The following is an 18,651-nucleotide window of genomic DNA, read 5'->3' as shown; positions in this document are numbered from 1 at the left end:
TAAACTGACACATATACCATCAGCATTTAGCATATACATCTTCAAAAATTTCTAAAAAATTAAGGCTTAACCACTATGGTTGATATGACCAACAAACGTCTTTCGGTTGCACCCATGATCGATTGGACAACGACAGATTATCGTTATTTTGCTCGGCTTTTTAATCCGCATGTCTATTTGTATACCGAGATGATTAGCACAGGCGCGCTGATACATGGCAATCGTGCACGGCATTTACGCTTTGATACTCTTGAACATCCGCTGGTATTGCAACTTGGCGGCGCAGATATCACTGAGATGACGCAGTGTGCAGAATTTGCTCAGCAGCATGGTTATGTTGAGGTTAATATTAATGTGGGCTGCCCCTCTGATCGTGTACAGCACAATAAAATCGGTGCTTGCTTGATGGCGGAACCCAATACCGTTGCAGATTTGGTTAAGCATATGCAAGCGGCAGTCGATATTCCAGTCACGGTCAAGCATCGTATTGGCATCGATGACTTTGACAGTTATGAATTTATGGCGGATTTTGTACAAAAGGTAGCAGCAGGTGGTTGTACACGCTTTATCGTTCATGCACGTACGGCGTGGCTACAAGGCTTGAGCCCAAAGCAAAATCGTGAGATACCGCCACTGCGTTATGAAGATGTGTATCGTTTAAAGCAGGACTTTCCTACCCTTGATATTGAGATAAATGGTGGGATTGAGACCGTCGCTGATATTGAGGCACACCTTGAGCACATCGATGGCGTTATGATTGGACGCGCCTTTTATCACAACCCGTATTTGTTAGCCAATGCCAATAGCTTGTGGGATACCCCCGTCCCGAAGCGCTCAGATATTTTGGCCCAGCTGTATCCTTATTTAGAGGAGCAAATAGCTAAAGGTGAAGCGCTTCCAACGATGACTCGACACTATTTAGGGTTATTCCAAGGATTGGTGGGTGCTCGAAAATGGCGTCAAGCATTGAGCGGTAAGCCTCACTTGACCATCGATGATATCAAGCACGCGGCGACTGAGGTATTAGCCCTTAATCCTGACGCTTGACGCTTGACGCTTGATAAAATCTATTATTAAATAACAATGCATACGGCGTGAGTATTAATTATCAAATATTCACTGTTATTCTTTATGTTCCTTGCGCCAAATACTGCCACATAGCCGCGCCGTTATTTATAATATGTAATAACATGGGCAATATCAGCGAGCCTGATTTGATCCGCGCATAGCAAAATAGTAATGCCAGTACCACGATGGTACTAATCTCATAAATTCCATATTGTAAATGAATGACCGCAAATATCAAACTGGTCACCAGACTTGCTATGATTGCCCCGCGATATTCTGTATCAGGTGGCGAGATAAACTGCTCCGCAATCGCCGACCACAATATGCCACGAAATATGAGCTCTTCATAAATGGGCGCGACGATAACCATCGCAAAAATAAGTAGCCATACTGAGTTGACAGATTGGTATAAAGGATCTACAAACGCCAGCGGTGATTTATCAAGCACATACGTCAATGCCTGACTGCCAATCATAAATATCAACAGCAGCCCTATCATGCCCATACCGACCGCCAATGAGAACGGTCTTAATGCCAAATACTGCTTTAAATTTCCGCCTCTCACGCGTATAACCAACGCACTGATTGCCACTAATAGCACGCAGCCTATCATGATAGAAATACTGACAACCGTTCCATCATTGCTGCCAAAAAAGAAAATATCGCCGACCGTTGCGCTTTTGGCAGTTGGTAATACCAGTTTGCCAGCGATGTAAATCCCGATCAATTGACTGATAAAGAAAACAACCCCCATGCCTATGATAAGCAGTAAAGTGCCTAAGCGTGTGAATAAAGGCTGAGGATGTATGACAACTTTATTGTTTTCAGTAGCGCTCTTATTTGGCATTCGCATTGACATAATAGGTTTACTCGAAAAGATACTGAAGCATTACTTAAAAACTGCTCACAAAGACAATCGGTTTAGCGTAAGGACATTGATTAAAAACAAAGCCTGTTGTTATTTGGCAGATAACTGTTTTTCAATCAATGCTAATACCTGCTCTGACACAGACTCTGGATGCTCAAGTGGAAACATATGACCGCCCGCATGAGTAATATAAGGAATACGTAAGCGCGACTTTATTTGTTGCGGGAATCGACGTTTTAAAAAGATACTGTCCTCACCAATAATCAAGGTAACTGGCACTTTGGGAGCTCGATTTGGGGTCAACCAATACCAAGAAGGGTTGGTGCGAAAGACGGCGACTTCACTGGCTTTTGGAATCGCCAAGGTAACTTTACCATCGGCACGCTTATGCAGACCATGCTCAATATAACCTTGAAAACTGCGCTCAGTAAAATCTTTAAAAAATCCTTTATGGCGCAGTTTGTCATACGCATCTTCTCGGCTATCCCATACGTCACGGCGATGCTTAGACACGCCAGCTGGCGATAGCTTATCCATCAAACGATTATTCATCAATGGCAATCGATCTGCTGTCTTGGCAAGATGCCATAGCAAGCTAACTTTGCCATAAATCCATGGCGGATCCATCAGAACGGCTTGCGAAAAGTACTCAGGTGCACGGTACAACGCTTGCAAGGTACACAGAGCACCAAGCGAATGCCCGACGGCTACGACTTGCTTAACGCCATGTTTTTTACAGGTATCTTTGACGCTATCGACAATCTGCTGCGTGAGACTTCGCCATTGGTTATCGACCGGATAATCAGGCGTATCGCCTAACATTGAGATATATTCAATGGTAAAAAATTCAGCCAATTTCTCAAAAAACGGCTGATAGACAGGACTTGGCATTCCGTTGGCATGAGCAAAATGGATGACTGGTTTTTGGGTTATTTTCGATATCGGTAAGGACGCAAAAGACTGCAAATTGACTTCACTCATGACACATTCTCATTAGTTGTTATAACGGTTTGTATTGTATTTATGGTTTTAAATGCTAGATAGTGACACATAAATAAGGCTGAGCGTAATCATACGCTCAGCCTTAACAATCATACACGGTAACGCTAAAAATTAAAGTCTATTAACGCATCTGCGCGTTGCCTTCTTCTTGTGGCAAGAGATCAAGATTGATGCTTGAACCCACACCTGCGCCCAATTTGACGGCGAAGCGATCCATAAACAATTGGAAAGGATCACTTGGCGTATAATTGACCACATTATTTAATTTAAGCTGCTTCTCTAAACTTGAAATACTGCCTTTTTTGTCCGCCAAGCCAAGCTCGATAGATTGCTCACCTGTCCAAAACAGTCCCGAAAACAGCTTATTTTGTTCAGGATTCTTTAGACGATCGCCACGACCCTCTTTTACGGCATTAATAAAGTGCTTATGAGTATTGTCTAGCACTTTTTCAACATGCTTTTCTTCATAATCCGTCAGGGGACGTGACAAACTCAAGATATCTTTATATTCACCTGCTGTAATGGTGCGATCTTCTACGCCGACCTTGTCCATCAAGCCTTTTACATTATAGCTTGGCATAATGACGCCGATCGAACCGACTAGGCTTGATGGGTTGACATAAATCTCATCAGCCGCTGATGCGATATAATACGCGCCAGAAGCACCCATATCGCCAATCACTGCATAAAGCTTTTTATCTGGATATTCTTTACGCAAATCCATCATAGTCTGCCAGATTTCATCTGACTGCACAGGCGAGCCACCCGGTGAGTTGATGTCGAGCGCCACTGCCTTTGAGTTACTGTTTTTAAAGGCGCGTGTGAGCGCATCATTGACATCATAAGCGTTGGCCACATCACCACTGCTAATAGTTCCTTGAAGCTCAACCACTGCCAAATGCGGCTTACTGGTATCGATACCATCAAGACCAGTGGGTGCTTCAGTACTACAGCTACGACCAATCGTCAAAAATATCAATAAAATATAGCCAAAGGTCAGTAGCTTAAAGAAAATACTCCAACGACGGGCACGGCGTTGCTCGACCACGCTTGCTAATAAAGTATTTTCAATCAGTCGCCATTCTTGCCCGCTCGGCTGGTTTGACTGCTGCATCGGTGCTGGCTGATTTGCCGAATTATCAGGACGTTTGTTAGGGTCTGGCGGCCAGTTGGGCATATAACTTCCTAAGTAGAAACAATGTAAAACGATAAAAGACAGATTATATAAACTTACGACAGAAAAATTCGAAATTCTTACTGTTTAAGCTTTCTGTATGAATAGGTGGTTCAGTATGGTGCCATTTTACTCGTGGTTCAATAGCATCTCTGTGAAATACGTGTATTTTATAAATGTGATATCACAAATAAAACACTATCACTAGATATTAGGACTTCCCAATAATATCTGCAACATTATCGATATTGGAACAATTCCTAATCACCCTCTTTGAATAGCGCATCAGAAGATAAAGCGACTTCTAACGGTTTATTATCATAGGTGATTATCTCATCTATTTGTTGCTGGGTGATTACCTCATTCGTAATATGTGAGGTACTGTGACCTAACCATGTCGTATGATTCATGGCTATATTGCTATTGGTTAAATCAGCCGAGCATAGCAACGACCACATTTGCCAAGTTCGCTCATGCGTGTCTGCATTCAAAATTAGCCGCGATTGCAACATATTTGCTTGGTTAGATAGTGGTTGGCTTTTTGACATGAGTGTTTGCGAGTTAGCAGGTAATGACTTGAGAGGATCGTTTGCTTGATACTTGAGCACTCGTATGGGCGTGCTGCTATCAATAGCCACGGTACAATCCCAAACACTGGCATCCTCTATCTTGCTCCAGCCTGTGATTGCTTGCAACGTTAAGTTACCATTTGGCAGCTGCCATATTTTACCGGATTCGCAACGTTGGGCGCTGATAGTTACCGTCTTTTGAGAGTCCGTAGTAACTTTATAAGCTTGATGCAGCGCAGACCAACGCTCACTACGTCCTGCTTGCCAGTATTGGCTCACAGGCAATCTCTGACTGAGCTGAGCGACTATCATGGGTAAGAGCTCTGAATCATTAGGACTCACTGCGCTGCTCTTTTTATCATAAACGCGTGAATCAGTCACGCCACTACTACTGCTTTGTACGACGATGCCCTCTAGCTTGTTGACAGATAAGCTACCCAATTGCTGCGCTAACATGGCAGAGAATTTATCTGCCGTCAGATTGCTGGGCATGGTCTTAATTTTAGTGTTACTGGGTCTATGATCTGCCAAAAACAGCCAGCTGGTATTTTTGGCATCTTTATCATTGACGACAGGATATTGTAATAAAGTGGCACTTATATAATGATCACCCGTTGGCAATATATATAGAGTGGGTGTCGTAGTCAGTGACTGCTGATTGGCATATACCGTCATTACCAAAAGACTGAGCGGTGGCAATACTAGCCAACGACTGATCAGACCGCGAGGTAGCAACCAAGGTAACAGGGTTAATAATGCCATGAGCAAAATAGCAGCATTAACGGGCGTATAGAGCCACGCATCTGATAGCACAGGCATTGATGTTAGCCATGCTATTAGCTCATGCAGGTTACTTACAATTGCGGTGACTAACATCCAAATAATATCGGCTACAGACGGCAATATAAGATAGCAAAGCCCAGCCAATAAATTAAGCGGTACGATAATCCAACCAAATAAGCCAATAGCAAAGAGATTTACGATTAACCCCCATAATGAGGCTTTGCCAAAGAGTAACAAAGTCACAGGTAATAGAGCGAGGAATAACCAACACTGCAAATTAAATAAGCGCTTAAAACTTAGCCATAAACGTCTGAGTAATTTGTCATAGGAAGTAAAGGGTTGGTTTAATTCTAATAGCTGATTTTGTGAGGTATCTTCATATTTAAGCAATAACGCCACGGCAATAAAGGACAGCCAATAACCTGCTTGCCATAATACATAAGGGTCATGCCATGCCATCAGTACTGCCAGAGCAAATAATACGCGCATGGTACTGACAGGCAATAAAGTTAGTCTTGTCAGACCGACTGCCAGTAGCATCCATGCGGTACGTGCAGCGGGCACATCAAACCCTGTAAACAATGCATAAATAAATGCGGCGCTAATCATCACCCACCAACGTACGTGCCAGCGCGGAATATAGCGATATAAAGCGGGATACAGACGATTAGCTAGTAGGATAACTATACCAGCCAGCACGATCGCTAAAAACAAAACATGCGTACCCGATATTGCTAATAAGTGTGAAATGCCAGCCAACTGATATAGATCTTTGGTCTCACGATTAATTAAACTGCGATCACCGGTCAGCAAGCTTAATGTGACCGCTTTTGCTTGTTGCTCTGCAGCAGTATTTATAGCCCAATCTTTATAAAAGTGCTGACGTAATTGCCAACGCCCTTGGTCAATAGCAGTACGTAACCGTGTTAAATAAGAATCAGAAGAGAGTAAATGCGAATTTGAATTTGAATGTGACTGTATCTGTGGGTGACTGGATGGCAAAATCGCGCTGCTGGTAGCCAGTATATTGGCAACGCCGTCAATGTGCCGACTACGTAGCCAGCGATAACTATCAAACCCTGATGGGTTATTTGATACTTGCTCAGAAGTAGCAAGCGGTGCCAGCGTCAAGGTCATAAACAATCTATCACCCGGCTGCAGATGATTTAAGTCAACAATCTGACTTTGTTTTTCTGTTTTCTTAGATTTTTTCTGAGAGTTAGTCTTAGATGACTGTTTGGCTGGCTTTTTTGGGTAAGCATTGAGTAGGACGCGGTATACCTTATCTTGAACAGCATTTTCAGCAAGTGTGTTTTGATGTGAAGATATGGCATTTGAAGATTCATACTTGATATTATCGCCGCTTAGGCTATTATTTAGCCCTGCTCCGTATTCTGCTGTCACTTTATCCAAGTCTTGCGCTGTCAGCTCAGAAACCAATGGCAATATTTGACTGATGATCGCCACTTGCCGATAGCCGGTATCGGTACCAGCATCATACACACTATCGCTTATTCCCTCTATATGAACCAAAGCCTGCACACGCATTGGCTCAGTAATTTTTTGAGCGTCTGCTTGTTGATGACTTACTAGTGCCTTCAAACCACTACCAATAACCAAAGTGCTTGCTAGTATAGCGATTGATATAAAATAGAGAATACGAGAAGCAAACCTAGAGTGATGAGACGTATTTTTTACGGAATTGATAGGATTAACTGACGGGATAGTAAACTGGCTGATCAAAATTAAAATAAAGGTAAGAAGTACGAATGAAATAGTCAGAATAGGAGTGCTAGCGCTATCCATAAATAGCGGCATTATTGGTATAGGCGTGCTATCAGCAACCGCCAAAACACCCATCATAGCAAGGATGATAAAGCTACCTATTAACCAATACACCAGTGCTCCTTGCGTGATATTTGAAATAATATATAGCATCCACTAAAAAACTGTAATGCGCTTGCTATATTACCTTGGCGCTAAATACCACTACATCAAGCCATGGTATTTATCCGGATATTATCCTATACTAATTGCACACACTAGGATGGTGATTGTCTAACGTTCTTTTTACGTTTTTCTGATAGAATTCTTATCTATACTTTTATCAATAACATGACTGCCTATCTGCCTATTATTATGATTGAGCGGGCTGCGGACAATGAGTAAAGGCAAATCTGTGCCAAAAAAACGTTTAAAAGACTTATTACCTACCCCTGAGAAAGTGTTAGAAAGTCGCACATTAAAACTGTTTGCGCCGCAACTTTCTGACCCACGATTGTGGCATTTTAATCGCCATAGCTTAAATAAAGCCGTCTATATCGGCGTGCTGAGTGCCTTTTTTCCATTGCCAGGACAGATGTTATTAGCATTGATTGGTGCGCTTATTTTCCGTGCCAATGTCCCTATGGCACTGGGCTTAACATGGATTACCAATCCACTCACCACCTTACCGGTATTTTACGCTGGATACTATATCGGTGCCGAAATACTCGATTTGCCAATGATTAGCTTGCGCACGATTGGCAGGATGATCTCTGACTTAAGTTTATGGATTATATCGGACGGCGCCAACCCCTTTATTACTTATAAAGGCACTGTGTCCTTGACCGCATTTTGCCTAGGTCTGACTATCTTAGCCATTATTACAAGCATCGTCTGCGGCTTAGCGTTTAAAGCCATTTGGCGCTATAAGACTGTCACGAGTTGGCAAAAAAGGCAGCTTAGCTCTTTAGATAAGCCGCCCGAACTTTAATAAATGCTATCAATCCTCATCTCTATTTGCTTCAATAGCATTAAGGATGTTGTCAGTGAGCTTATTATCCATCACAAAAACTTCAACCACTTCTTCGTTTTTGAGCAATACATAACGCTTACCTGTCGCACTGTCTTGAACCTTTAAATCAAAATCAACACCTGCCAAAGTAATACGATCAAAAACGGGCGTCAGTAAATCTATTTGACCTTGTTTATCGAGCGTATCAAATAACGCGGTATCCATATAAAGGTTTAGTGGCTCATCGCCTTCTTCAATACTGCCAAAAGCAGCAATCGGGTCGTCATCTTTATCCATTATATTTATCCTTACTCAATCAATAAACTGCTATCTTGCAGTCCTTTCCTATTATATTTTAATAATTTTCCCAATGACCATTACGTAAAAGCAGCTGACGATCAGCAAGCGCCGCTAGATTTCGATCATGAGTGACCATTAATAGTGCCGTTTGCATCGTACTTTGCAGCTCTGATAATAATCCAAAAACGCTTTGTGCGTTATCATAATCTAGGTTACCTGTTGGCTCATCTGCCAAGATAAGCGACGGTTTGGTGACTAAAGCACGCGCAATCGCCACGCGCTGACGCTCACCACCCGACAACTCACCCGGTCTATGAGCCAAACGATGCTCAAGACCAACACTGTTTAAAATATCGATGGCTTGCTGACGCGCTTCAGCCGTCGATACTTCTGGGCGCATCAATAGTGGCATGGCAACGTTTTCAATGGCAGTAAATTCAGCCAATAGATGATGAAACTGATAAATAAATCCCAAATGCTTATTACGCATCGCACCGCGTTCGGTCTCATTCATACTGTTTAACAACTGACCATGCAACCAAACCTCACCGCTGGTTGGCGTATCAAGCCCACCGAGCAGATGGAGCAAAGTACTCTTTCCTGAGCCACTGGTACCAACGATAGCGATACGCTCACCAGCGGTGACAGTCAAATCCAAACCAGTCAAGACTTGGGTGCTCACGGCACCTTCATCGTATATCTTATTAATATTGGTCGCTTTTAAGATAGCAGACATAATGCTTCCTTTATTTTATTTATAACGGCATTAACGCCTATAAATTACTCGTAACGCAGCGTTTGTGCAGGCTGAATTTTAGCCGCTCGGCGTGCTGGATAAATGGTCGCCAAAAAGCTCAATATAAATGACGCACTGGTAATCAATACCACATCCGCCAAACGCAGCTGCGATGGTAGATAGTTCACAAAATAGGCATCAAATAAATTTAGACCAAAGCTATTATTAATAAAGCCCAAAATATCACTGACCGTTAATGCAAATATCACGCCCAATATCGTACCTGCAATGGTACCAATAAAACCAATCACCACACCTTGTACCATAAAGACTTGGGTAATCAGACGCGGTGAGGCGCCAAAAGTTTTTAAGATAGCAATGTCAGCCTTTTTATCTGTGACTAGCATCACTAAACTTGAAACAATATTAAAAGCTGCCACGAGGATGATTAAGAACAGTAGCAAGCCAACCATGGCTTTTTCCATTTGGATAGCACCAAATAGATTGCCATGCGTCTGGGTCCAATCACTAGGATATAATTGCTCTGGCGCAATCGCAGCCGCTTTTTGTGCTGCCATTGGCGCTGTAAAGATATCATGAAGCTTCATACGGATACCTTGGGCGCCCTCTGGTAAACGCAGTAATTTTGCCGCATCGCCCATTGGAATAAATGCCATGAGACTGTCCACTTCTGGACTGATAGAAAATATACCAGTCAAGGTAAAGCGCTTAAAGCGTGGTATCACGCCAGCAGGTGACGGCGATGCTTCTGGCAGTACGAGAGTGACTTTGTCACCCAATTGCAACCCTAGTGATTGCACCATACCTTCACCAAGCACAATACCGAACTCGCCATTTTTTAGCGTATCAATATTGCCTTCTACCATATGCTCATTGATGATAGAAACGTTTTTCTCATACTCAGGATCAACACCTGTCACCATGATGCCAGCTACCTGACCATTCGAGGTCAACATACCTTGCAACTGGATAAAAGGCGCAACTGCAACCACTTCTGGATCTTCTTTAATCTTGTCCGCGACTTGTTTCCAATCACCGATAATCTCAGTTGATGTGACAGTCGCTTGCGGTACCATACCCAAAATACGCGTTTTTAGCTCACGATCGAAGCCATTCATGACCGACAGTACGGTAATCAATACCGCCACGCCAAGCGTCAGACCAATCATTGAAATCAGTGATATAAAAGAGATAAAACCATTACTACGTTCTGCTCGGGTGTACCGTAAGCCGATAAATAACGCTAAAGGACGAAACATATTCAAACTCTTTATCTTATCTACGTGCGACTTTATGTAGGTTACAAAACAAATAGCGGCAATTGCATCATACTTTTGCAGCTGCCACAAAAACATATCAATCGAACACAAAAACAGGGTGTAAGACAAACCAAATGTGGCTGTCAAAAGGGAGCTAGTTTGACACAATTTGGCTAACAGGTGCCAGTCATTACCGAAAACTGTCCAGATTTTATAATAAAAAATGCGGTTTTATGATTATTTTTTATAACAGACTTGCTATTCTCTGTGTCTATACCTATATATTGTATGCTAAGGACAATTGTCATTAACCCCTCATTGTTGTTTGTTGCCTCTTTGCTGATGGCATTGCTGACCATCATAAACCCCTCTTTTCAAGTGGTACATGGTACTCAGCGATCACAGTTTCAGACCCAAACCTCATGGCTGACTTAAGTTTGAGTATTTTCATGACCATTAATTATCAATATAAAAACATCCAATCTCCTACCAAAATCACCTTAACTGATGAGCAATCAGCTGGTCACGGTGACCATTGGCGTATTCTGACTGATGACATGAGTCATGATGTACCTGAATGGTTACAACAGATGATTGAAAAAGCAGCGATGCCTAAAGGCCTTAATACCGATGTCAGTGCCAAAGACAGTTGTTTATTGCTATCTGAGAACCAACCTTGTCATATCAATCAAGTACTGGCAATGAAGGATGGCAAGCCTGAATGCTTTATCAATGCCTACCCTTGTGTCGATAGCCCATATGGATTGAGCTGTAAAATCGAGCGTATGATTGTCAATGACAACTCACACGATGCAGTATTACGCTTACGTACCACTGATGGCAGTATCATCTATGCTTTTGATCAGCTATATACTGCTAACCGTCATTTATACCAACGTGATACCACCTATTTTGTGAACTTTAGCGCATGGGCACATGAGATCAAAATCAGTGAACAAAATGAAGTCATCAAGGTAGAAGACCAAGAAGCGATACGCTATCACCGTGCTTTTAATGATATTGTTGCGGCAAACGATGGAAAGATGCCGGATGACCTACAAGAACAAATCAAAGCATGGCAACCAGAAACCAAAGAACAAATGGCGCCGGTCGAGATCAATCTAGGTCATATGTGTGCTTATTTATTTGGCGATACGTTAGGTCAAGAAGATGAAGCGTGGTGTCAAGGTCAAGTACTTGGCAAGCAAGAAACCCTATTTAATGGTAAAACGATTATTCTGTTTGATGTGGTGGTACTGCGCGAACAAGATGCTGATCCGTTTGTGATGCGTATTGGTGCGCTAAAAACACCTGATACTGCCTCTATTAACGTTCATGATTACGTACAAGCAAACGTATGGCTACAAGCGGCTATTTATAAAGAAAATCAGCAAGTAGCACAATCGAAAGCCAGCTAGTCAGATTTAGATTATTTTAGATAAATAAAAAGCCCCTAATTGATTTTAGGGGCTTTTTATTTATCTAAATACGATTAAATTAATAATGACTCTAAGCCATTGTAGTCATTGACTTAATATTGCTATAAAGCGCTTTTTGCTCAGCACTTGGACGAGCCGTCTGTACTGCCATCAACTGTGACATATCGCCTTCGACACGAATCTTACCACCCATAAAGGCGCCCATGATTTCATTGGTATCGAAATCAGTGATGATGGATTGTAGGATACTACGATCAAGCAATAACGTGGTGGTCGCTCCATCGTTTAAGCCGCGATGTAATAGACCGTTTGCAAAGTTGGCTTCGATGTCTTGATCGCTATCAGATACTTTTAGATTGACAATCATATTCGCAAGTGCGGGCGGCAAATTAAGCTCACCTGCCTCTTGACCCATTTGCTCAACTTGCTCAAACCATTCATCTGTCAAAAAAACTGCCATATTATTATCCTTAATACCTATTGTTGTTAATCGGTGCTAGGTCAGCACCTTTCGTGCTCTAACCTAACAGTCAGTTAAATGCCAAAAAACTTACTACTACAAGGTGACTATTTTATATAATAAGCACTTTATTATGGATGCTGCTCATTGGCATTATAAGACGCGACTTTACAATAAGTAAAACTTATTTGTAGAACAAATAATAAAATTGTTACAAAACCTTGTTAATAGTTTGTCCATACAAACTTGTGAATACTATCTTTTTTCATCTATAGAATAGTCATGAAATTGGGTATAAAATAAGTGGATAGCATAGCAGTGATAAGTTGCTTGCTAAGATTTTACTAAAGAGTTTGTATTTTGGCGCATAGTTCTGATGATATTTGATTAGGTTTGCGTTACAATACCCTTAAACAGAGTCGGGAGTTTTAACTAAACATTACGTAAATATGTTTTTTTGTCAGCTATCGCTAGCATACATTGACGGTCGATACCTTCTTATCACCGGTTGAACATCAGTATCTATCTTGGTTTGTACGGCTTTTGGCGGTGACAATTAAGATAAATACTCAGCCTCAATAGATGTTTGATGCTCGAGAACGGCACATTTTCTTATTAAACCTGACAATATATTAACAATCCTACTATCAATCAGCTTCGCGGGCAGTCCGCTTTAGTACTGCTCTCTACCCATCAGCAATCACTGATATCTAGGCCATGCTTAGCTTGATAGTTAATACCGTCAGCCTGATAAGACGAGTGAAAACAGCCTTTACCAAAGCCATTGTTTGGTTATGATCTTTATCATGATCTAGATGACATGGCATGTTAGTTAATTCTGTTGATAATTCGGGCTGTAAAGGAATCATCCAATGAGTTTACAAAACACAGCACTCGCCCCCATTGACCGTGAATATGAAATTACTATCGTAAGATTCTTTACGGTTATGGCCGTGGTATGGGGCATCGTCGGCATGAGTATTGGTGTGTTCATTGCTTCTCAGTTAGCATGGCCAGCACTCAATTTTGACATTCCATGGCTGACTTTTAGTCGTTTAAGACCACTGCACACCAATGCGGTTATTTTTGCGTTCGGTGGCTCAGCCTTGTTCGCAACGTCTTATTACATCGTTCAGCGTACTTGTAAGACAAGATTATTTGCGCCTTACTTAGCTTGGTTTACCTTTTGGGGTTGGCAGACGGTTATCGTATCGGCTGTTATCACCTTACCATTAGGTTTAACCTCGGCTAAAGAATACGCTGAGCTTGAATGGCCGATTGACATCCTTATCGCATTGGTATGGATATCTTATGCTATTGTCTTCTTCGGTACACTGATTAAGCGTAAAACCTCACATATCTATGTGGCTAACTGGTTCTTTGCTGCCTTTATTATTACGATTGCGCTACTGCATATTGTAAACAGCATGGCGATTCCTGTTAGTGCGTTTAAGTCTTACTCGCTGTTTGGCGGTGCAACCGATGCCATGGTGCAGTGGTGGTATGGGCATAATGCGGTAGGCTTTTATTTGACGGCTGCTTTCTTAGGCATGATGTATTATTTCGTGCCAGTACAGATTGGTCGCCCTATTTATTCTTACCGTTTGTCTATCGTTCACTTTTGGGCATTGATTGCTTCATATATGTGGGCTGGTGGTCACCATTTGCATTATTCAGCGCTTCCAGATTGGACGCAGTCTCTAGCAATGGTATTCTCAATCATTCTATTTGCTCCATCTTGGGGTGGTATGATTAACGGTGTACTAACGCTCTCAGGTAGTTGGGATAAGCTGCGTACCGATCCGATCATTCGCTTTATGATTGTCGCTTTGTCATTCTATGCCATGTCGACGTTTGAAGGTCCAATGATGTCGATTAAGACAGTCAATGCGTTATCGCATAATACGGATTGGACGATCGGTCACGTACACTCAGGTGCGCTTGGCTGGGTTGGTATGATTACCATTGGTTCGCTATATGTACTGTTACCACGTATTTATAACAAGCCTAAAATGTATTCTATCAGCTTGATCACAACGCATTTCTGGCTAGCAACAGCGGGCACCATCTTCTATATCGTCTCTATGTGGATTTCAGGTATTGGCCAAGGCATGATGTGGCTTGCGACCAACCCTGATGGTACTTTGGTATACAGCTTTGTTGATACCGTTGAGTTCTCGCATTTCCCATATATTGGTCGTGCGTTTGGTGGTCTTCTGTATGTATCTGGTATGTTTGTGATGGCATATAATGTCTATAGAACAATCAAGATGCCAGAAGGTAAGCCAGTAGACATTGCTGATCCGACTGATCATGAACCTAGTGTCGATCAAATCTCGACAGCTAAAGTATAAGGAGCGATCATGGCTGGTACACCGCATGAAATTATTGAAAAAAATACAGGCTTGTTGGTCATCGGTATCGTTATCGCTATTAGCTTTGCAACGCTCGTTGAGATTGTACCGCTGATATACGATTATAGAGGTGCTGAAGAAGGTGGTGTGAACACTCCTCTCCCTTCTATGGAGCCTTGGACTGCGCTTGAATTTGAAGGTCGTGACATCTACATTCGTGAAGGTTGTCATGTCTGCCATACCCAAATGGTACGTCCATTACGTGCTGAAGTTGAGCGTTATGGACCATACTCACGTGCTGCCGAATCAACGTGGGATCACCCTTTTCTTTGGGGCTCAAAACGTACTGGTCCTGATTTAGCACGTGTGGGTGGACGTTATTCTGAAGATTGGCAAAGACAACATCTGATTGATCCACGTTCATTAGTGCCTGAATCAGTCATGCCTGGTTTCCCATGGCTTGCGACCAATGAAGTGAATGGTTCTAATGTTCAAGCCAAAATGCGTCTCTTCCGTGATCGCTTCGGTGTGCCTTATACTGAAGAAGATATCGAAGGCGCTCCAGATGCTGTGCTTGGTGCTACTGAGCTTGATGCTTTGGTTGCCTACCTTCAGCAGTTAGGTACCGCAATGGAAGGACAGCGCTAATGGGTATTGGTGAATTACAAACAATTGCGACCGTTTCTGCCTTTATTGCCTTCGTAGGTGTTGCATGGTGGGCGTATTCGCCAAAAAACAAAAAACGCTTCGAAGAAGATGCACAACTTGCGCTTGATGACGAGGATATTAAATCTCTGTCTGACGAGCAGCGCGATAAGGATAAATGATGACATTCTTTTGGAGTTCTTGGATAACTATACTAAGTATCATGTGCTGGGCGTTTATCCTCGGTATTTTACTAATGGTCTTAAAATTCAAACCAGAAGTAGAAGACGATGGTACCACAGGGCATGAATACGACGGTATTCGAGAATATGATAAAGCGCTGCCTAAATGGTGGCTAGTGATATTTTTTGGATCAATCATTTGGGGTGTTGCTTACTGGGTATTCTTTCCAGGTATTTTCCCCTCAAAATGGGAAGGCATCACAACCGTAGAAGTCGATGGCAAAACTTTGCCATGGACCTCTAAAAACGAGCTTTACAGTGAGCTTGAGAGTAACAACAAAGTATTTACGGATAACTTTGAGAAAAATATTTTGGCAAAAGCAGATGCCAGCGGTGCTACTAAGACCCTAGCCAGCTTGTCTGAGATGCAAGCGACTATGCGTCGCAGTGAAAAGCCGCCTGCAGATCTGCAAGCTCAAATTGATGAGAAAATTGCAGAACTGTCACCTTATGTAGAAAAGCTATCTGAAAACCCGAATGCGTTAAAAGTCGGTAGTCGCTTATTCTTACAGAACTGTGCGGTCTGTCATGGCTCAAACGCCAAAGGTGCTACAGGTTATCCAAATCTAACCGATAATGATTGGTTATATGGCGGCGAAGCGTCAAACATCTTAACGACGTTACATAATGGTCGCGTCGGCGGTATGGCTGCATGGCGTGATCAACTTGGTGAAGATGGTATTCGTGCTGTTTCTGAATATGTGTTGTCACTATCTGGTAACCAACCCGGTTACGAGCTTGATAAAGCCCAAGTTGCTCAAGGTGAAGCTATCTTTAAAGAACCTACCAACTGTGTGCTTTGTCATGGTCCAGAGGGTAAAGGTATGATTTCAGCGGGTGCGCCAAACTTAACAGATAATATCTGGTTATATGGTGGCGATCGCGAGACTATTCGAGAAACATTACGTTATGGTCGTGCAGGTGTGATGCCTGAGTGGGAAACCAAGCTAGGTAATGAACGTATTATGTTGCTTGCTGCCTACGTATATTCATTATCAGATAGAACTGTTCAACCTGCTGCTAAGGCAACTTCTGTTGTTGCTGCAATGCCAAAACAAGTGGCAAGTACAGCGAAGACGGTTAACTAATACGGTTAATTTTAACTATAGTTACTTGGTTAGCAGCTATCTCATTGACGAGTAGATTTAGATAAAGGGAGGTCTGTCATTACAGTCCTCTCTTTTTTATTAAAAATATTTAAGCTTTGTCATCAATTATGGCTTTTAGCAGTACAACTATTTGTAGCGTAATAGCCCTCATATAGATATTGCTTTTTAACACTCTCACCCCATTTATAGTAGGGAGAATGTTAAAATAGTTAGACCATAAGACATTGGTGACAGAGCCATTTCAGCTTTTTTGCCAATTATTGATCATCCCTCATTTGGTAGACGAATTAAAGGTATTTTAATTTTTATCTCTCTACTTACTGACATTGATAACACCGCACATCCACCTATCTTATTTTTATAATAGATGTTTGTTACCCATGCCAGCAGACTGATTCTTTTTTTAAAGAGGCACGTTTATGTCAGCACCACAATCTAATAAAATCCCTGTACAGCAAGTAGATCTTGATGCTACAAAGCATCGTGTCCATCCACGATTTGTGACTGGTTTCTATCAAAACATTCGTGTTATTACGATGTATGCACTTTTAGCGGCTTTTTTGCTGTTGCCGTGGTTGCGCTATAACGGACGACAAGCTATTTGGTTTGATGTGCCATCGCAGCATTATTATATTTTTGGCATGACATTTTTGACGCAGGATTTTTATTTTATTGCCGCCTTTGCTATCATTGCAGCCTTCGCCTTATTTATGGTAACAGTCTATGCAGGGCGAGTTTGGTGTGGCTATGCTTGTCCCCAGACCATTTGGACGCATTTATTTCAATATGTAGAAAAATGGGTGATTGGCGATCGTAATAAACGCATTAAGTTTGATAAAGAACCAATGAGCACAACCAAGGCTTTTAAACGTTTCTTGATATATTTCATCTGGTTTGTGTTTTCCATGATTACCGCCACAACCTTTGTAAGTTATGTATCGGGTACAGATGCTCTATACAATAGCTGGCAGATGATTGGTTTTATCCCCTTCCCTGATTGGGCGACGTGGATTTGGGTATCAGTATTTATTTTTGCATTTTCGACCTACGTCAATGCAGGTTATATGCGCGAGCAGATGTGTATCCAAATCTGCCCTTATGGTCGTTTTCAAAGTGTGATGTTTGATAAAGATACCTTGGTGGTTTCTTATGATTATGAGCGCGGCGAGCCTCGCGGTGCTCGCAAAAAAGGCACCAACCCTGAGAATTTAGGTGACTGTATCGAGTGTCAGATGTGTGTACAGGTCTGCCCTACTGGGATTGATATTCGTGATGGATTACAAGTAGCTTGTATTCAATGCGCCGCCTGTGTGGATGCTTGTAATGAGATAATGGATAAAGTGGGCTATCCACGCGGACTTATCCGTTATACCACAGAGCGTCAATTGGCTGAAAAAGAGAAGAGCCGTGTCTTTCGCCCTCGTTTCTTCGCTTACTTAACACTTCTCACGATACTTTGTGGCGGTGTTTTATACGCTTTGAATGACCGTGTGCCCTTAGAGATTGATATACGGCGTGACCGCAATCAGTTGTCTTCATTGAATCAGCAAGGCATGATTGAAAACAGTTATATCGTTAAGTTGACCAATAAAACCCAAGATGCCCATACTTATAAAATAACGCTCGCACCGCAAGAGGGTTTGAGCTTGGAGATTCGCTTTAACGATGTGCCGTTAGATGCCGGTGAAAGCTTTGATATGCCAGTTAGTATCTATGGCGACCCTGATGTGATTGAATTTGGTCAAACACCCGTGACTTTGAATGTCAGTAGTGAAGACGGCAAATATCATGTTAGTAAGCAGAATGTTTTCACCACTCAAGGTCAGTAAGTATTAATATTCATTGT

General features: G+C 42.2%; 16 protein-coding genes. 8 read left to right on the top strand and 8 right to left on the bottom strand.

From position 1 onward, the window contains the following. Positions 1 to 75 precede the first annotated feature (75 nt). Positions 76 to 1,047: a tRNA dihydrouridine(20/20a) synthase DusA gene (dusA, locus tag M0221_RS04145; RefSeq protein WP_483284435.1), complete on the top strand. Its 972-nt coding sequence runs from the start codon at positions 76 to 78 to the stop codon at positions 1,045 to 1,047. Between the two features lie 82 nt (positions 1,048 to 1,129). On the opposite strand, the gene M0221_RS04140 is transcribed toward dusA, so the two are convergent. From M0221_RS04140 to M0221_RS04125, 4 genes are all read right to left on the bottom strand, one after another. Continuing rightward, positions 1,130 to 1,915 (bottom strand): CPBP family intramembrane glutamic endopeptidase, encoded by a 786-nt coding sequence (locus M0221_RS04140; protein WP_483284749.1) that lies wholly within the window; start codon positions 1,913 to 1,915, stop codon positions 1,130 to 1,132. 111 nt (positions 1,916 to 2,026) lie between these two features. Continuing rightward, a complete protein-coding gene (locus M0221_RS04135) occupies positions 2,027 to 2,917 on the bottom strand; it encodes an alpha/beta fold hydrolase (RefSeq protein ID WP_483284434.1) in 891 nt (296 codons plus the stop codon). A gap of 142 nt (positions 2,918 to 3,059) precedes the next feature. Further along, positions 3,060 to 4,115: a signal peptide peptidase SppA gene (gene sppA / locus M0221_RS04130; protein WP_133105308.1), complete on the bottom strand. Its 1,056-nt coding sequence runs from the start codon at positions 4,113 to 4,115 to the stop codon at positions 3,060 to 3,062. A 257-nt stretch (positions 4,116 to 4,372) separates the two neighbouring features. Further along, positions 4,373 to 7,363, bottom strand: a complete 2,991-nt coding sequence (locus M0221_RS04125; RefSeq protein WP_483284433.1) for a ComEC/Rec2 family competence protein — start codon at positions 7,361 to 7,363, stop codon at positions 4,373 to 4,375. 262 nt (positions 7,364 to 7,625) lie between these two features. Between M0221_RS04125 and M0221_RS04120 the strand changes: the two genes are divergently transcribed. Then, the gene (locus tag M0221_RS04120; protein ID WP_011513137.1) at positions 7,626 to 8,219 is read left to right on the top strand and encodes a DUF2062 domain-containing protein; all 594 of its coding nucleotides are present in this window, start codon (positions 7,626 to 7,628) and stop codon (positions 8,217 to 8,219) included. 9 nt (positions 8,220 to 8,228) lie between these two features. On the opposite strand, the gene M0221_RS04115 is transcribed toward M0221_RS04120, so the two are convergent. Genes M0221_RS04115 through M0221_RS04105 form a run of 3 tightly spaced genes read right to left on the bottom strand, consistent with a single transcriptional unit; the run spans position 8,229 to position 10,556 of the window. Then, positions 8,229 to 8,537, bottom strand: a complete 309-nt coding sequence (locus M0221_RS04115; protein ID WP_133105306.1) for a hypothetical protein — start codon at positions 8,535 to 8,537, stop codon at positions 8,229 to 8,231. Between the two features lie 58 nt (positions 8,538 to 8,595). Continuing rightward, on the bottom strand, positions 8,596 to 9,276 hold the full coding sequence (gene lolD / locus M0221_RS04110) for a lipoprotein-releasing ABC transporter ATP-binding protein LolD (RefSeq protein WP_011513135.1): 681 nt from the start codon (positions 9,274 to 9,276) through the stop codon (positions 8,596 to 8,598). A 44-nt stretch (positions 9,277 to 9,320) separates the two neighbouring features. Beyond that, a complete protein-coding gene (locus M0221_RS04105) occupies positions 9,321 to 10,556 on the bottom strand; it encodes a lipoprotein-releasing ABC transporter permease subunit (RefSeq protein ID WP_011513134.1) in 1,236 nt (411 codons plus the stop codon). A gap of 449 nt (positions 10,557 to 11,005) precedes the next feature. Between M0221_RS04105 and M0221_RS04100 the strand changes: the two genes are divergently transcribed. Beyond that, entirely contained in the window at positions 11,006 to 11,974 is a 969-nt protein-coding gene (locus M0221_RS04100) for a hypothetical protein (RefSeq protein WP_201532442.1), read from the top strand. A 91-nt stretch (positions 11,975 to 12,065) separates the two neighbouring features. On the opposite strand, the gene M0221_RS04095 is transcribed toward M0221_RS04100, so the two are convergent. Then, on the bottom strand, positions 12,066 to 12,455 hold the full coding sequence (locus tag M0221_RS04095) for a hypothetical protein (protein ID WP_011513132.1): 390 nt from the start codon (positions 12,453 to 12,455) through the stop codon (positions 12,066 to 12,068). A gap of 872 nt (positions 12,456 to 13,327) precedes the next feature. Here M0221_RS04095 and ccoN point away from each other — a divergent pair. From ccoN to ccoG, 5 genes are all read left to right on the top strand, one after another. Then, complete coding sequence (ccoN, locus tag M0221_RS04090) at positions 13,328 to 14,809, top strand: cytochrome-c oxidase, cbb3-type subunit I (RefSeq protein WP_020443069.1); 1,482 nt, start codon at positions 13,328 to 13,330, stop codon at positions 14,807 to 14,809. A 9-nt stretch (positions 14,810 to 14,818) separates the two neighbouring features. Further along, positions 14,819 to 15,457 (top strand): cytochrome-c oxidase, cbb3-type subunit II, encoded by a 639-nt coding sequence (ccoO, locus tag M0221_RS04085; protein WP_011513130.1) that lies wholly within the window; start codon positions 14,819 to 14,821, stop codon positions 15,455 to 15,457. After that, a complete protein-coding gene (locus tag M0221_RS04080) occupies positions 15,457 to 15,636 on the top strand; it encodes a CcoQ/FixQ family Cbb3-type cytochrome c oxidase assembly chaperone (RefSeq protein WP_011513129.1) in 180 nt (59 codons plus the stop codon). Before ccoO ends, M0221_RS04080 begins: the two co-directional genes overlap by 1 nt. Continuing rightward, positions 15,636 to 16,784 (top strand): cytochrome-c oxidase, cbb3-type subunit III, encoded by a 1,149-nt coding sequence (ccoP, locus tag M0221_RS04075; protein WP_483284432.1) that lies wholly within the window; start codon positions 15,636 to 15,638, stop codon positions 16,782 to 16,784. The genes M0221_RS04080 and ccoP overlap by 1 nt, the downstream gene beginning before the upstream one ends. Positions 16,785 to 17,224: 440 nt before the next feature. Next, positions 17,225 to 18,634, top strand: coding sequence for a cytochrome c oxidase accessory protein CcoG (ccoG, locus tag M0221_RS04070; RefSeq protein WP_483284431.1), 1,410 nt, complete (start codon positions 17,225 to 17,227; stop codon positions 18,632 to 18,634). Positions 18,635 to 18,651 lie beyond the last annotated feature (17 nt).

This window comes from Psychrobacter sp. ANT206, assembly GCF_056880555.1.
This window is presented reverse-complemented; position numbering and strand designations above follow the sequence as displayed.

What these genes read in the sequence shown, in the direction of transcription:
- dusA (WP_483284435.1), top strand. Translation starts at nt 76, where the DNA reads ATGGTTGATATGACCAACAAACGTCTTTCGGTTGCACCCATGATCGAT.
- M0221_RS04140 (WP_483284749.1), bottom strand. Translation starts at nt 1,915, where the DNA reads ATGCCAAATAAGAGCGCTACTGAAAACAATAAAGTTGTCATACATCCT.
- M0221_RS04135 (WP_483284434.1), bottom strand. Translation starts at nt 2,917, where the DNA reads ATGAGTGAAGTCAATTTGCAGTCTTTTGCGTCCTTACCGATATCGAAA.
- sppA (WP_133105308.1), bottom strand. Translation starts at nt 4,115, where the DNA reads ATGCCCAACTGGCCGCCAGACCCTAACAAACGTCCTGATAATTCGGCA.
- M0221_RS04120 (WP_011513137.1), top strand. Translation starts at nt 7,626, where the DNA reads ATGAGTAAAGGCAAATCTGTGCCAAAAAAACGTTTAAAAGACTTATTA.
- M0221_RS04115 (WP_133105306.1), bottom strand. Translation starts at nt 8,537, where the DNA reads ATGGATAAAGATGACGACCCGATTGCTGCTTTTGGCAGTATTGAAGAA.
- lolD (WP_011513135.1), bottom strand. Translation starts at nt 9,276, where the DNA reads ATGTCTGCTATCTTAAAAGCGACCAATATTAATAAGATATACGATGAA.
- M0221_RS04105 (WP_011513134.1), bottom strand. Translation starts at nt 10,556, where the DNA reads ATGTTTCGTCCTTTAGCGTTATTTATCGGCTTACGGTACACCCGAGCA.
- M0221_RS04100 (WP_201532442.1), top strand. Translation starts at nt 11,006, where the DNA reads ATGACCATTAATTATCAATATAAAAACATCCAATCTCCTACCAAAATC.
- M0221_RS04095 (WP_011513132.1), bottom strand. Translation starts at nt 12,455, where the DNA reads ATGGCAGTTTTTTTGACAGATGAATGGTTTGAGCAAGTTGAGCAAATG.
- ccoN (WP_020443069.1), top strand. Translation starts at nt 13,328, where the DNA reads ATGAGTTTACAAAACACAGCACTCGCCCCCATTGACCGTGAATATGAA.
- ccoO (WP_011513130.1), top strand. Translation starts at nt 14,819, where the DNA reads ATGGCTGGTACACCGCATGAAATTATTGAAAAAAATACAGGCTTGTTG.
- M0221_RS04080 (WP_011513129.1), top strand. Translation starts at nt 15,457, where the DNA reads ATGGGTATTGGTGAATTACAAACAATTGCGACCGTTTCTGCCTTTATT.
- ccoP (WP_483284432.1), top strand. Translation starts at nt 15,636, where the DNA reads ATGACATTCTTTTGGAGTTCTTGGATAACTATACTAAGTATCATGTGC.
- ccoG (WP_483284431.1), top strand. Translation starts at nt 17,225, where the DNA reads ATGTCAGCACCACAATCTAATAAAATCCCTGTACAGCAAGTAGATCTT.